15 protein-coding genes are annotated in these 15,458 nt (G+C 34.5%); 13 read left to right on the forward strand and 2 right to left on the reverse strand.

Annotated elements, in window-relative coordinates:
- Positions 1 to 169: 169 nt before the first annotated feature.
- Complete coding sequence (xdhC, locus tag K1X16_RS04360) at positions 170 to 946, reverse strand: xanthine dehydrogenase accessory protein XdhC (RefSeq protein WP_225035170.1); 777 nt, start codon at positions 944 to 946, stop codon at positions 170 to 172.
- 178 nt (positions 947 to 1,124) lie between these two features.
- Here xdhC and K1X16_RS04365 point away from each other — a divergent pair, with 178 nt between their 5' ends.
- From K1X16_RS04365 to K1X16_RS04425, 13 genes are all read left to right on the forward strand, one after another.
- On the forward strand, positions 1,125 to 1,460 hold the full coding sequence (locus K1X16_RS04365) for an arsenosugar biosynthesis-associated peroxidase-like protein (RefSeq protein WP_020895861.1): 336 nt from the start codon (positions 1,125 to 1,127) through the stop codon (positions 1,458 to 1,460).
- A gap of 56 nt (positions 1,461 to 1,516) precedes the next feature.
- Positions 1,517 to 2,572 carry an arsenosugar biosynthesis radical SAM (seleno)protein ArsS gene (arsS, locus tag K1X16_RS04370; RefSeq protein ID WP_225035171.1) on the forward strand — a complete coding sequence of 352 codons (1,056 nt, stop codon included), beginning with the start codon at positions 1,517 to 1,519 and terminating at the stop codon, positions 2,570 to 2,572.
- Between the two features lie 35 nt (positions 2,573 to 2,607).
- Positions 2,608 to 3,288, forward strand: coding sequence for a DUF2064 domain-containing protein (locus tag K1X16_RS04375; protein WP_225035172.1), 681 nt, complete (start codon positions 2,608 to 2,610; stop codon positions 3,286 to 3,288).
- An 89-nt stretch (positions 3,289 to 3,377) separates the two neighbouring features.
- Positions 3,378 to 6,572, forward strand: a complete 3,195-nt coding sequence (locus tag K1X16_RS04380; RefSeq protein ID WP_225035173.1) for a SusC/RagA family TonB-linked outer membrane protein — start codon at positions 3,378 to 3,380, stop codon at positions 6,570 to 6,572.
- Positions 6,573 to 6,654: 82 nt separating this feature from the next.
- A complete protein-coding gene (locus tag K1X16_RS04385; protein WP_225035174.1) occupies positions 6,655 to 8,097 on the forward strand; it encodes a SusD/RagB family nutrient-binding outer membrane lipoprotein in 1,443 nt (480 codons plus the stop codon).
- A 6-nt stretch (positions 8,098 to 8,103) separates the two neighbouring features.
- Positions 8,104 to 9,462: a sodium:solute symporter family transporter gene (locus K1X16_RS04390; RefSeq protein WP_225035175.1), complete on the forward strand. Its 1,359-nt coding sequence runs from the start codon at positions 8,104 to 8,106 to the stop codon at positions 9,460 to 9,462.
- 8 nt (positions 9,463 to 9,470) lie between these two features.
- Entirely contained in the window at positions 9,471 to 10,298 is an 828-nt protein-coding gene (locus tag K1X16_RS04395; protein ID WP_225035176.1) for a metallophosphoesterase family protein, read from the forward strand.
- A 30-nt stretch (positions 10,299 to 10,328) separates the two neighbouring features.
- Positions 10,329 to 10,823: a rhodanese-like domain-containing protein gene (locus K1X16_RS04400; protein ID WP_225035177.1), complete on the forward strand. Its 495-nt coding sequence runs from the start codon at positions 10,329 to 10,331 to the stop codon at positions 10,821 to 10,823.
- Positions 10,816 to 11,445, forward strand: a complete 630-nt coding sequence (locus tag K1X16_RS04405; protein ID WP_195869929.1) for a TIGR04282 family arsenosugar biosynthesis glycosyltransferase — start codon at positions 10,816 to 10,818, stop codon at positions 11,443 to 11,445. Before K1X16_RS04400 ends, K1X16_RS04405 begins: the two co-directional genes overlap by 8 nt.
- On the forward strand, positions 11,438 to 12,250 hold the full coding sequence (locus K1X16_RS04410) for a purine-nucleoside phosphorylase (RefSeq protein ID WP_195869930.1): 813 nt from the start codon (positions 11,438 to 11,440) through the stop codon (positions 12,248 to 12,250). The genes K1X16_RS04405 and K1X16_RS04410 overlap by 8 nt, the downstream gene beginning before the upstream one ends.
- 173 nt (positions 12,251 to 12,423) lie before the next feature.
- Entirely contained in the window at positions 12,424 to 13,341 is a 918-nt protein-coding gene (locus tag K1X16_RS04415; RefSeq protein WP_225035178.1) for a sterol desaturase family protein, read from the forward strand.
- Positions 13,342 to 13,359: 18 nt separating this feature from the next.
- Positions 13,360 to 14,121: a DUF547 domain-containing protein gene (locus tag K1X16_RS04420; protein WP_195869932.1), complete on the forward strand. Its 762-nt coding sequence runs from the start codon at positions 13,360 to 13,362 to the stop codon at positions 14,119 to 14,121.
- Positions 14,122 to 14,153: 32 nt separating this feature from the next.
- Entirely contained in the window at positions 14,154 to 14,990 is an 837-nt protein-coding gene (locus tag K1X16_RS04425; protein ID WP_225035179.1) for a TIGR04283 family arsenosugar biosynthesis glycosyltransferase, read from the forward strand.
- On the opposite strand, the gene K1X16_RS04430 is transcribed toward K1X16_RS04425, so the two are convergent.
- Positions 14,991 to 15,455: a hypothetical protein gene (locus K1X16_RS04430; RefSeq protein ID WP_225035180.1), complete on the reverse strand. Its 465-nt coding sequence runs from the start codon at positions 15,453 to 15,455 to the stop codon at positions 14,991 to 14,993. It lies immediately after the preceding gene.
- Positions 15,456 to 15,458: the final 3 nt, after the last annotated feature.

Genomic DNA, 15,458 nt, shown 5'->3' on the forward strand with positions numbered 1-15,458 from the left:
CGAAAGCAGGAATCTGTTTTAAATTTCATTCAAAAACTCCCTTAAAGCCCCCTCAAGGGGACAATTCTTACGTTCAACTATTAGGTAAAATTTCATTTTCATTATTTGCGATTGTCAAAAATTTAATTTAAAAACTCAAAGCCTAATTTCACTCGTATAACTATTGCTTTTATTCTGTAACTTTATAATGCACCTGCAGCAATTGCGCCACCACACTAATGGCTATTTCCTTTGGTGTATCTCCTCCGATGTCTAATCCTATTGGACAAACCACATTGGTCATTCCTTCAGGAATCTGCATGTCTTTAATTAGCATAGTATTGAAACGTACTTTTTTCGTTTTACTGCCAATTAATCCTAAAAATTTAGTTTCGTTTTGCAATGCCATAGATATGATATCAAAATCGATAGCATGATTATGTGTTAATACTAAAACGTAACAATTGCTTCCCCATTTCACAGGATCTTTAAAGGTCTTGAAATTAGTTTCGGTGGCTTGATGCGTGGTTACACTGTTATCTAATTCTAGATTAGAAAACCAATTGTCGCGAGAATCAATAAGGTTCACTTTAAAAGGTGTATCCACTAATAATTTGCAGATTTCGATGCCAATATGGCCTGCTCCAAACAAGAATAATTCTGGGGATTGATTCACAGGTTCAATAATAAATTCTACTTTTCCACCACAGCATTGCTCAAATTCTGGACCTAAAGTATACGTGGATTCTATAATTTTATTTTCTTTTAAAGCGATTATCGCTTCATCTATCGCTTTAAATTCAAGCTTACCTCCTCCTATGGTTCCATGAATATCTTTATCCTCAGTCACCAACATACGCGAACCCACCACACAAGGCGTTGACCCTAAACACTTAGTCACCGTTATAAAAGCGACAGGTATTTGCTTTTGTTTAAATTCAGAAAGTAATTCAATCCAGTTATGCATTTCTAATAAAAAAAAGAGAATTTAAAAATAAGGATTTTTGATTTAATTGATCTTCTATTTTTAAAAACTAGCCTCAAACCTTTTAATAGAAATCAATCTTTTAAAATTTTCTGTAATCTTTAAGATTTAACTTCGACTTAATCATTATATTGATTTTTCTAAATCAAAAAATAATTTTATGTCAAAACCATATTACGATGCTGCGGATTTACGCAAGTTTGGAAAAATTACCGAATGGAGTGAAGAATTAGGAACAAAATTCTTTGACTATTACGGAAAAGTATTTGAAGAAGGCGCTCTAACAGCCCGCGAAAAATCATTAATTGCCTTAGCTGTAGCACATACAGAACAATGCCCATATTGTATAGATGCCTATACAAAAGACACTTTGCAACGTGGTATTACTAAAGAACAAATGATGGAAGCCATACATGTTGGTGCAGCTATAAAAAGCGGAGCCACTTTAGTACATGGTGTACAAATGATGAATAAAGTAAACAAATTAGACGGTTAGGCATAAAACCTCAACCGTATTAATTTCGTAAGAATTACAAACAAGAGAAACGATTAATGGCAACAAAGTCCCTAAAAAAACTCGGAAACGATTTAGCACAAAGCAATAAACAAATAGAAATACTCTCTAATGGTATCTTTAAAACTGGTGAATTACCAACCTTTAAAGATAAAATTTCTGAAACGAGTCAATTTCCAATTAAAGCAAAAAAGCTAGAGATTCTACAAATCAATGTTGGCTACATGTGCAACCAAGTTTGCGACCATTGCCATGTGGATGCTGGACCGGACCGAAAGGAAATTATGACCAGAGACACCATGAGACAATGTCTTGAGGTGATTAAAAACTCAGGTGCACATACTTTAGATTTAACAGGTGGAGCCCCAGAAATGAATCCTGATTTTAGATGGTTTGTAGAAGAAGCGGCTAAAGTTGGTATTAAAGATTTTATTGTACGTTCTAATTTAACCATCATTAGAGCCAATAAAAAATACTACGATTTACCAGAATTCTTTAAAAAACACAATGTGCATGTCGTATCTTCTATGCCACACTGGACGCGAGGAAAAACAGACAAACAACGTGGTGATGGTGTTTTTGATAAATCGATAAAAGCCTTACAAGAACTAAATGCTGTGGGTTACGGAATGCCTGATTCTGACCTAAGGTTAGATTTAGTTTACAATCCGTCTGGAGCCTTTTTACCAGGTGATCAAGAGGCTATGGAAAAGGATTTCAAAAAAGCTTTAATGGAAGATTTTGGCATTGAATTCCACAATCTTTTTGCCATTACAAACTTACCGATTGCACGATTTTTAGATTATTTAATCGCTTCAGAAAACTACGAAGACTACATGTATTCTTTGGTCGAAGCTTATAATCCGTCTGCTGTAGAAAACGTCATGTGTACCAATACCTTATCGATTAGTTGGGACGGCTATTTATTTGATTGTGATTTTAACCAGATGCTAGAATTACCCGTAAATAGCAAATCCAGACATGTTTCTGATTTTAACGAAGAGTTATTAGAAGGACGTAACATCGTTATTTCTCAACACTGCTATGGTTGCACTGCCGGCGCAGGAAGTAGTTGTCAGGGTATTGTTGCATAAATCAATTAAAATTTCTGCCTTTGCAGGAATGAAATATGAATAATAAAACCGCCATATTAATCTTTGCAAATTCTGCAGAAAAACAATTGACGTCAAAATCAATTGCTTCTTCTGACTTCTTTAATTTGCTTGATTCTGACACTGTAAAAACAGTAAAAAAAGCCGGTTTACCTTATTTTCATATTTCTGAGAAAGCGCAAAAAGGACATTCATTTGGCGAGCGTTTTACTAATGCCATTGAAACCGTTTTTAATAAAGGATTTCAAAATGTGATTACACTAGGTAATGACATTCCCAACCTTACCGCTAATCTTATAGTTAAAGCCAAAAATAAATTAGAAAATTCAGATTATGTTTTAGGACCTTCAACCGATGGAGGTTTCTATTTAATGGGTTTTAAAAAAGCACATTTTAATAAAACAAACATCCAGAATTTACCTTGGCAAACGTCTCAATTACAACGTTGTTTACATCATGAATTGCAACAGCAAAACGAAAGTATTTCTTATTTAGAAACACTAACAGATATTGATGACACTTCAGATATAGAACTCATCTTAAAAAGTTTTAAGTCTTTAGATTTCAAGATTAGAAAACTGCTTTTAAAAATTCTAAAAAAAGTAAAAACAATTGCAATTGTCGCTTCTGTTTTTCATGGCAGAACCGTTTTTAAAAGCCATTATAATAAAGGCTCACCTATTTTACTTCATATTTAAAATTGGGTTTTAATTTCATTAATTCCTTAGAATTTTTAAGTCAAATAATCTCACATTTTAAAAACCGCCACACATTTTGTGGTCTACATATGAAGCACATTTACTTATGCTTACTGCTATGCTTTTGCTTTTTCAGTAATGCTCAAATAACCATTACAGGTACGGTTACAGAAGCCAGTTCTAGGACACCTTTGCCTTTTGTAAACATTTCATCTAACAACGGCAATGGAACAACGTCAAATGATGACGGCACCTATTCCATTATGGTTAACTCAACTACAGATAAACTTACCTTCTCATTTTTAGGCTTTAAATCACAAACTATTGATATTGGAAATCAAACCATTATTAATATTGAATTACAAGAAGATTCGGCTGCTTTAGATGAGGTTGTCATTACCGCTTTAGGTCTCGAGCGAGACACCAGAGAATTAGGTTATGCTGTGCAAGCCATTTCTTCTAAAAAACTAACGGAGGTCAAAACAGTAAACTTTCTAGATAATTTACAAGGCAAATTAGCAGGAGTAACCGTTACACAAGGCGCAACAGGTGTTGGTTCGTCTTCCAAAATCACGATTAGAGGCGAAGCTTCTTTTTCTAATAACAACCCTTTATTTGTCGTTGATGGTGTACCAATTAACAACGAAACCGTTTTTAATTTCACTAATGAAGCTGCAGCCGGATTTCAAGAAATTGATTTTGGTAATGGCGGTATGGAAGTGAATCCAGATGATATTGGTTCCGTTACGGTTTTAAAAGGGCCAAGTGCTGCTGCACTATATGGCACCAGAGCTTCTAATGGTGTTATTGTTATTGAAACCAAAAACGGAAAAAACAAAAGAGGTTTAGGCATCAGTTTTAATTCGTCTCTTTTTGTTGAATCGGCTTTTCGATTACCCGATTTTCAAAATTCTTATGGTCAAGGTAATTCTGGTCAGTTTGAATATGTAGACGGTTTAGGCGGTGGCGTAAATGACAACATCACCTATTCTTGGGGACCACGCTTAGACACCGGTTTGTTAATTCCTCAGTTTGATAGTCCTGTTCAATTGGCTAATGGTTCTTTTGTTCGTGGCGGAGACACAGCATTGTATGATGGATTAGCAATAACAGCAACCCCTTTTACATCAAATCCAGATAACTTAAAGGATTTTTACGAAACTGGTATTACAACTATTAATAACATATCGGTTTCTAATGGATTTGATACTGGTAATTATAGATTATCATTTACCGATTTAAGAAGTGAATCAATTATCCCTGGTGTTAATTTAGACCGACAAACCATTTCTGCTAAGTTAAACTTTCAACCGAGTGAACATACTGAAATCAATTCGTCGTTTAGTTATATACATTCTAACAGTGACAACAGACCTTCAAACGGTTACGGCAGTGAAAATGCGAATTACTCTTTAGTAGCTTGGGGACCGCGTTCATTAAATATTGAAAATTTAAAGGATTATTGGCAACCTGGATTAGAAGGCACACAACAATACTCATTTAACTATACCTTTTTTGATAATCCTTATTTCATATTAAATGAAAACACCAATTCCTTTAATCGCGATCGTATTTTTGGGAACATTTCCATTACACAAGAACTAACTAAAAACTTAAGTGTTTCCTTAAGAACCGGAATGGATTATTCTACAGAAAAACGCCAATTACGTCGTGCTTACAGTAGCAACCGTTTTAGTAATGGCGCATACGCAGAACACGATGTGATGTTTAGAGAAGTGAATACCGATTTTTTAATCAACTATAAAAATCAGTTTAATAACTTTTCTGTGGATGTGTTTTTAGGAGGAAATAGATTGAATCAAACCGCAACTACAAATCAATCACAAACAGTGAGTTTAGCACAACCAGGAATCTTTAATTTAAATAATGCAGCTTCACCTATTGAAACGTTCCAATTTGAAAGCGAAAAGCGAATTAATTCATTTTACGGCATTACAAAATTAGGCTATAAAGATTATTTATTTTTAGATATCACAGGACGGAATGATTGGTCTAGTGCTTTAGCTACACCTTTTTCTGTTGATGGCACCTCGTTCTTCTACCCTTCTGTGTCTTCAAGTTTTATATTATCTAATGTCGCGGAATTACCTCATATCATTTCATTTGCAAAACTTAGAGCAAGTGTGGCGCAAGTTGGAAACGATACTAGCGCCTATCAAACTTCTGGTGCTTTTGTATCGCAAACACCTTACAATAGTGAACCTACGTTTAGCGACCAAGATTTTATTCCCAATGCCAATTTAAAACCTGAACGTACCACTTCTTATGAGTTTGGTACAGATCTGCGATTTTTAGACAATAGACTGCGACTCGATTTAACCTATTACAACGCTAATACAGAAGACCAGATTATTTCATTACCCGTTGCCATCTCTTCAGGTTATAATCAACAAGTGGTTAATGGCGGAAAAGTAAATACGCAAGGTGTGGAAATTATATTAGGCATAACACCTATACAAACGGATAATTTTAACTGGAATACCACGTTTAACTTCGCCACTAATCGCTCTGTGATTAAAGATTTACCACAATCCGACGGAAGATTAACATTGGCTTACAGCCGAATTTATGACAGCGCAAACCAAACCGTTTGGTTTCAAGTAGAAGAAGGTGGACGTGTTGGTGATTTATACGGAACAGGGTATCAAAAAAATGACAATGGCGAATTTTTAATTGATGATAATGGTAACTACATCGCGGATGATAATTTAAAAAAATTAGGAAATTATAATCCAGATTTCACTTTAGGATGGAGTAATAGTTTCAATTATAAAAATTGGAATATGAGCTTTTTATTCGATTGGCGACAAGGAGGAGAAGTGGTTTCAAGAACACGAGCTTTAGGAAATGTTGGCGGCCAACTTGCCGAGACCAGTTACAGACCAGACGCAGGGATTATTGCTCAAGGTGTTAATATAAATACAGGACAAACAAACACCGTTGCGATTACGGCAGAAAGTTATTACCGACAATATTACGATAGAAATCATGAAGAAAACAATATCTATGATGCATCCTTTTTAAAACTACGTCAATTTTCTATTGGTTATACTTTTGACATTAAAGATGGCTTTTTAGGATTAAAAGAAGGTGCTGACATTAGCATCTCTATCGTTGGAAATAACTTATTTGCCATTACTGAAAATCCACATTTTGACCCAGAACAATTAGCCGTTCAAGGCAATGGATTTGTAAGTGGTGTTGAAGATATGAGTTACGCCACCACACGAAGTATTGGTTTTAAAGCCGGATTTAACTTCTAGTTCTCAAGACAATGAGAATCTCAAGAAGAGAAAATAAAAGAATAAAGTTCCCTTTTTCAAGGGAATGAAAATAAAATTTTAAATGAAAAAATTCACCTATATACTTTCAGTTTTATTTATGGCAACAACACTAAGTTGTACTAAAGATTTTGAAGACATCAACACCAATCCCAATTCACCAAGTTCTGTACAGCCAAGTTTGTTACTGAGACAAGTGATTTACGATTTTGGCGAAAACATGAGTTATGAAGGTTTTGTGGCTGGCGATTTATTAGCCCAACACAGAACTGCTTTAGATTTTAATTTATTTGATAGGCACGCGTTAAAATCACCACAATTAGGTGGCAACCCTTGGCCTATTTTTTACACGAATTTGAGAGATAACGAGATTATCTTAAACCAATCGCAAACCGTTGAAACCTTTGCTGTTTACGAAGGTCCTGCATTAATTCTAAAAGCCTACATGGCAGCAGGATTAACCGATTTATTTGGTGATGTGCCTTATTTTGAAGCGTTCAACGGTGTTGCCGGAACCGTTACACCAGCTTACGATTCTCAAGAAGACATCTACCTGAATGAAAACGGAATTTTAGATAATTTAGATAAAGGCATTGCGGCTATCGAAGCATATTCTGATGTTATTCCGTTAGAAGGTGATATTTTATTTGATGGCGATTTAGACGCTTGGATAAAATTCGCGAACACATTAAAAATTAAACACCTAGTTCGTGTTTCAAACAAAGTAGATGTTTCAAGTCAATTGCAAATCTTATATTCTGAAGGTAATTATATCACTTCAAACAGTGAGAATGCTATTTTCAACTTTACAAATACAGACCCAAATAGTTTTAGGTTAGCACAATTACGTGTTGGAGATTTTAACAATTTTGTATTGTCAGAAACCATGGAAGACATTTTGGTTGGCCTAAATGACACGAGACTTTCAAGTTTATTCCGTCCGTTTTCAAATTCAACCACTAATGAATTCAATGGTTTATTAAATGGTATTGATGCTTCTTCTACTTCAATTGCTTTGGCGGATTATTCTTTAGCAAGCACAGCTTTCAGAGAAGACACTTCAACTTTAGATGCTAATTTTATTACAGCTTGGGAAGTGCATTTTGCCTTAGCCGAAGCAGCTACCAAAGGTCTAATCAACGCAGATGCACAAACCTTATACGAAATAGGAGTCACCTTAGCTTTTGAATATTGGAACACAGAGTTACCTACAGGTTACCTTTCTGGTCCTGCTGCTTATGATGCTGTTGGTACAAATCCGATGGAACAAATCATAACGCAGAAATGGATAGCCAATGTGATTAATGGTTACGAAGGTTGGATAGAATATAGAAGAACAGGTTTCCCAGAATTGCAAACCATTTCGGCAAGTTTAAACAATGATTTAATTCCGATAAGAATGCCTTATCCTGCTGAAGAAGAAGCTTTAAATTTTGAAAATTACAGTGTTGCAGCAACCGCAACCGATAACAACAGTATAAACGTCCCAGTTTGGTGGAACGAATAAACATATATGGATATAATTAACTGGCAATGGACATTGATAATTGCATCGAGTGTACTACTCTTTCTATTATCACCATTAGCGAAAACTACAGACGAATTTTTTAAGGCGGTTCATAAAAAGAAAGCACCGAATAGTTTAGTACTTACCGGAAGCCTTATTATTTCTTGGATTTTTGCCAAGAGCATTACCAATGCGGCTAATCTCGGTTTAGATTTCGGCATTGTTGGTGGTGTGGCTTATGCTGGTTATTATCTATCCTTTGCGGTTGCAGGTTTGCTGATTTACAAGATGCGCGTTATTGGTGGATTTGAAAGTATTCATCAGTTTTTAACTACCCAATTTGGTAAAGGAGCTATGGCCTTGTTTTCTATACTGATTGCTATCCGGTTGTTTAATGAAGTCTGGAGTAACACCATGGTTATTGGTAGTTATTTTGGCAAAACAGGAAGTTCTAACTATTATTGGGCCATTATCGTTTTTACTGTTTTAACTTTAGCGTATGCGATAAAAGGCGGACTAAGTAGTTCCATTTTTACCGATGTGATTCAAATGGTATTATTTAGTATTCTACTTATGGTAATTCTTTATAATATCTTTTCTATAGAAACCTTTAGCGTTGCTGATGTCGCAACTTCTGGTACGTGGAGTTTTGAATTGGGTTTAAATTTATTTTTCGCTGCTATTATCCAATCTTTTAGTTATCCGTTTCACGACCCCGTTTTAACGGATAGAGCCTTTCTCAGTTCGCCAAAAGTGACCCGAAAAAGTTTTTTATGGGCGAGTTTATTAGGCGCTATTTGTATTGTACTATTCAGCGTCATTGGTGTCTATGCTCAAACCCAAGGTTTTAAAGGTCAAGCTGCCGTAGAAGTTGGAAAAGCCTTTGGCGTGGTTATTTTATTGGTTATTAACTTTATAATGATAACCTCAGCAGCATCAACATTAGACTCAACGTTTTCATCATTTTCAAAATTATTAGCCATTGATTTAGGTATGGTTAACGATATTACTTTTGGTAGAGCCTCTATGGCTGCCATTGCCATCTTAGGCACGCTACCTGTTTTTCTCAATGCAGAAATTCTATCTGCAACTACCATATCAGGAACGATGGTCATTGGATTAACACCTGTATTTTTGTTTTGGAATACTAAAGTTCCTAAACTGAGTTTCTATTTGAGCGTTATAACCGGATTAGTATTTGGATTCACCTTGGTTTTTAATGTGTTCCCAGAAGCCTTAATTTTTACAGAAGGTAAGTATGCCGATTTACTTTGGGTTAATATTTGGGGAATTTTCAGTTGCAATATTCTATATTTCATACCAAAATGGTTGAAATCTAAAAAAATGAGCGATTCACTTGTGTAAAAATTGTTATGAATAAAAACATCCTTGACATTGGAAAAATTTCAGGTAAAGTACTACTCTTTGGTGGTGTTTACAGCAACCTTCAAGCCCTTGAAGCACTAATTGCTGTGGCAGAATCTGAAGGTGTTCCGCCTGAAAATTGTATTTGCACTGGCGATATTATTGGCTATTGCGCCCAACCCGAAGAAACCATACAAACCTTTAAAAATTGGAATGCCCGAAGTATTGTTGGTAATGTAGAAATTCAACTCCGTGATGATGAAGACGATTGTGGCTGCGATTTCAGAGAAGGGTCCCGATGCGATGGGTTTTCGCAACAATGGTATCCGTATGCAAAAAGTAAACTCTCAAAAGATGCTCTTGACTATCTTGAAACGCTTCCGGACCATATAAAATTTACAATCGGAAGTGAAAAGGCGACTGTTGTACACGGTTCCTATTTTAATGTTTCAGAATTTATTTTTAAATCGACACCTTGGACTACTAAGCACTCTAATTTTGAAGCAACAGACAGTGACATCATTATTGCTGGTCATTGCGGTTTACCTTTTGAAAACAAAAAAAGCGATAAACTTTGGATAAATCCTGGAGTCATTGGTATGCCTGCTAATGATGGAAAACCCAATGTTTGGTTTACTGTTTTAGATGATTCAACAAAACCATTACAGGTGAATTTTCGTAAGTTAGAATACAACTATACGCTAACTAATAAACTAATGCTAAATGACTTTCTTCCAGAATCTTATGCGAAAACGATCGTTTCAGGAATTTGGGACAACATGGAAATACTACCTGAAGCCGAAAAACAGCAACAAGGAAAAGCACTAGAGTTGTAAGGAATATCAAATAATTTATACTAATTGGACATGCGAAACCTCTTTATTTTATCTTTTTTGCTCTTTAGCTGCTTTGGAAATAGCCAAGAAACGCTTCAAGAGTTATTAAAAACGCATAATAAAGAGCGTATACCATATATTTCTGTTCAAGAATTGGCCATGCCAAAAACAGATGTTATTTTATTGGATGCCAGAGAGGCTAAAGAACACGACGTAAGTCATCTTGAGAATGCCATTCATGTGGGCTACAATAATTTTGATATCGATGCTGTTGCACAAACAATTCCAGATACTTCAAAAACTATTGTAATCTATTGTTCTGTTGGTATTAGATCTGAAGACATCGCAGAACAACTGAAAAACAAAGGTTACACCAATGTTTACAATTTATTTGGTGGTATTTTTGAATGGAAGAATAACAATTTTCCCGTATATAATTCGGAAGGAAATGAAACAGATCACGTACATGCTTACTCTAAAGACTGGAGTAAATGGTTATTAAAAGGTATTAAAACTTATGAATAAATCACTCGTTATTGTGTTTGTTAAAAACATAAAATTAGGAACCGTAAAAACTAGACTCGCTAAAACCATTGGAGATTTTGGGGCTTTTGAAGTATACACCGAGTTGGTGAAAATTACAGAAAAAGCAACTCAGAAATTAGATATCGATAAACGCATTTATTTTTCTAATGCTATTGTAGACGACCAATGGAAAGGTGAATTTAAAGCGGTACAATATGGAGCTGATTTAGGAGAACGCATGTTGAATGCTTTTAAAGATGGATTTGATGCTGGCTATAAAAACATTGTATTGATTGGTTCTGATTTACCAGATATCAATGCCACACACCTAAAAAATGGATTAGATGCCTTAACCACAAATGAAGTGGTTTTTGGTCCAGCAGAAGATGGTGGTTATTATTTAGTTGGCATGTCTAAACTGAATGCCGAAATTTTCACCAATAAACCATGGAGTCAACCCAATTTATTAGAACTAACGTTACAAGAGTTACAGAGTAATCAAATTTCAGTTGGTATCTTAGACACTTTAAACGATATTGACACCTATGAAGACTTAATTGCTTCAGACTTTTACAAATCGAACATTAAATTACAAGAAAAAATACAGCAACTCAATGATTAAATTAATTTCAGAAAGCACAGAATATTTACAAAGCAAAGGTTTTGAAAAACCAGAAATAGGTATCATTTTAGGCACAGGATTAGGACAATTAATTGATGAGATTGAAATCATAGCTGAAGCCAGTTATAATCACATTCCAAACTTTCCTACAGCAACCGTAGAATTTCATAAAGGCAAACTTATTTATGGTCTTTTAGAAGGTAAAAAGGTGGTTGTTATGCAAGGTCGTTTTCATGTATATGAAGGCTACACATTGCAAGATGTAACATTCCCAGTGAGAATAATGGAGAAGTTAGGCATTTCAACCCTATTGGTTTCTAATGCTTCTGGTGCCATTAATCTCGATTTCAAAAAAGGAGAATTAATGCTTATTGACGATCATATTAATCTTCAAGGAGGGTCGCCTTTAGCTTTTAAAGGCGTTTCTGAATTGGGCGAACGTTTTACAGATATGAGCGCGCCTTACGATGCAGATATCAATTCTAAATTTGAAAATATCGCCAAAGAAAACAATATTACATTACATAAAGGTGTTTATGCAAGTGTGGTTGGACCACAATTAGAAACACGAGCAGAATACAGAATGCTAAAAATTATAGGATCTGATGCTGTTGGTATGAGTACCGTACCAGAAATCATTGTGGCAAATCACTTAAATTTAAAAGTCGCGGCGGTTTCTGTATTAACTGACGAATGCGATCCAGAGAATTTAAAACCCGTTGATATCAATGAAATCATTGCTATGGCAAACAAAGCAGAACCGCATATGATTACCTTGTTTAAGGAATTGATTAAAACACTTTAATAGTTGGCAGCCCTCAGTTTGGAGTCTTCAACCTCACTGATTCGCAACTATACGCTGAAGACCTGTAAGGTTCTAAAAACCTTGTAGGTATAAAACATAATCAAAACCTACAAGGTTTTAGAAACCTTGCCGGATAACAAAAAAAAGAGATACCTGCTTTCTCTGAAAGTTGTATGGAAAAATACATAGACATATTCACAAAATCATATTCCGATTACTGGAATTACCTCAAATACGAGCTCATTGACCTCAATCATTGGGACAACTTTTTTTATGGTCTTATCCTTATTTCTATTTTAGTTTGGATACTTGAAATTGCATTTCCTTGGCGAAAAGACCAAGCCTTGTTCAGAAAAGATTTTTGGCTAGACACCTTTTACATGTTTTTCAATTTCTTTTTATTGAATCTAATTGTTTTTATTGCCTTATCTAATACGGTTTCAGAACTATTTAATGATGTTTTAGGCCTTGTAGGACTGTCTGTTTCAAGCTTTCAATTGTTTGATGTCGACGAACTTCCTAAGTGGTTAGGCTTATTTATCTTTTTTATAGTTTCAGATTTTGTACAATGGAATACGCATCGGCTTTTACACCGTTTTGAATGGCTTTGGAATTTCCATAAAGTCCACCATTCTGTAAAAGAAATGGGATTTGCAGCTCACTTGCGCTACCATTGGATGGAACCTGTAGTTTATAAATCTATACTTTATATTCCTATTGCTATCATTGGTGGTTTTGATGCTCAAGATGTGGCTATTGTTTATTTCTTTAGCATTGCTATTGGTCATCTTAACCATGCTAATTTGGGTTGGGATTATGGATTTTTAAAATACATTTTTAATAATCCTAAGATGCATATTTGGCATCATGTTAAAAAGTTACCTGAAGATGTAAGGTATGGTGTTAACTTTGGACTAACATTAAGTCTATGGGATTACATTTTTAAAACCGATTATATACCACATGATGGTAGAGATATTGAACTCGGTTTTGAAGATGACGAAAATTTCCCTAAAGATTTTTTAAAACAAGAATTGTATCCTGCGTTTTCAAAAAAACAGGATAGCAAGAGTTCAAAACAGTACGACTAACATTTAAAAACATCATACATGAATTATTTATCAGCCTTAATGGTCACTTTAATACTTACGTCTTCGTCTAGTAGTTTGCAACAAACAACGCAAGATAAAGCTATAGAAACAAATACTTCTGAGGTTGTTTATACCGAAACTTTTGATCATGCTATTTTTGATGCATTGTTAAAAAAGCACGTTTCAGAAAATGGAAATGTAAATTATAAAGGTCTTAAAGCTGAATCAAAAACTTTACAACGTTATATTGATTTATTAAAAAAACAACAACCTACTGATGGATGGACCAAGAATGACAAACTCGCCTATTGGATTAATGCTTACAACGCTTTAACTATAGATTTAATTCTTAGAAATTACCCAACAAAAAGTATAAAAGACATTAAAGACCCTTGGGATCAACGGCTTTGGAAATTGGGTAACACTTGGCAAAACCTAAACGATATTGAGCATAAAATTCTTAGAGAGATGAATGAACCACGCATTCACTTTGCTATTGTTTGTGCGTCTGTATCATGCCCAAAACTTCAGAACACAGCATTTACAGCTTCAAATTTAGACGCACAATTAACGAATGCTACAAAAGAATTTTTAGCAGATACATCTAAAAATGAACTATCTAAAGATAACATAAAGATTTCAAAAATATTTAGATGGTTTAAAAAGGATTTTGAACAAAATGGTAGCTTAATTGATTTCTTAAATCAATATTCAGACATTACCATTTCAGAATCTGCTAAGAAAAGTTACACGGATTATGATTGGGGTTTGAATGATTAAAACTACAGTCATTAATTTATCGTAAGTACTGTATGATTAGTATAATTATTCCGGTTTTAAATGAGGCTGATACTATAAGTCGTTTGTTAACACATTTAATTGATAATTCGTCGCCTAAGAATATTTCTGAAATTATAGTGGTTGATGGAGGTAGTACAGATGGCACTTTGGACATTCTTAGACCTGTCAGGTTTTTAAAACCTGACAGGTCTGTTATAGAAAGCATGACACCCAATGTTCTCGATACAAAATTCCAAAAACGGAATTCCACTCGAACTGACGTACAACTAGGTAGCGAAATAGGAGATCCTGAATCAAGTTCAGGATGGCATATTCAATCAAAAATACTTTTGCTTGAATCTTCCAAAGGTAGAGCAAAGCAAATGAACTTAGGTGCAAAACATGCCAAAGGAGAGGTTCTCTATTTTCTTCATGCCGATTCTTTTCCACCTATAGATTTTGATCAACTTATTATAAATGAAATTCAAAAAGGTAACCAAGCAGGCTGTTTTAGAATGCAGTTTGACAGCAAGCATTGGTGGTTACGTTTAGCCAGTTGGCTTACCCAATTTTCTTGGCGTGCTAGTAGAGGCGGCGACCAGAGTCAGTTTATTACAAAAACACTGTTTAACGATATTGGTGGTTATAATGAGAACTATATTATCTACGAAGACAATATTCTGATTAATGAATTGTATGCTCGGAATGAATTTACGGTCATCAATAAAAAATTGACAACCTCAGCACGACTTTATCGTAAACATGGTGTTTGGAAATTACAATACCACTTCTGGACAATTTATGTAAAGAAATGGTTTGGTGCTTCGGCAGATGAGTTATTGGCTTATTATAAGAAGCATGTTTGTTAATTAAGCCTCACCATTTGGAATTATTTTTCCAGCTTTTTTTTGAGTTAAATTTACTTTTGTTCTAAAATAATTATGTCCTCCATCAAATACCATAAACCAATCACTTAAATTAATCCATTCGTTATGTGGGTAAAAACGATAGGAATAGATTAATAGAATTTCTTCATTGTTTTCAAATAAAGTTGGAATTATAAAGAACCGATAATCATTAATATCAATTTGGCGATTTTTGTTTTTAACATTAAAACGGTTTACTCCTTCTTCTAAAATTTGAAAAAGGACACTAAACTCTTCCTCATTTAAAGAAGTTCTTGAATTATGTTTATAATGCGCATAACCTAAGTTATCAAAATTTACTCGAGCATTTGCTGAATCAAAGTCAATGATTTTAAAATTATCTTTCTTTATTCTAGGCTCACAACTAAAAACAAAAAATAAAACAACAAAGTTTAAAATTAGTTTCATAGT

Origin of the sequence: Winogradskyella sp. SM1960 (assembly GCF_020179375.1) — a bacterium.
In the GTDB taxonomy this organism is placed as follows: Bacteria; Bacteroidota; Bacteroidia; order Flavobacteriales; family Flavobacteriaceae; genus Winogradskyella; species Winogradskyella marina.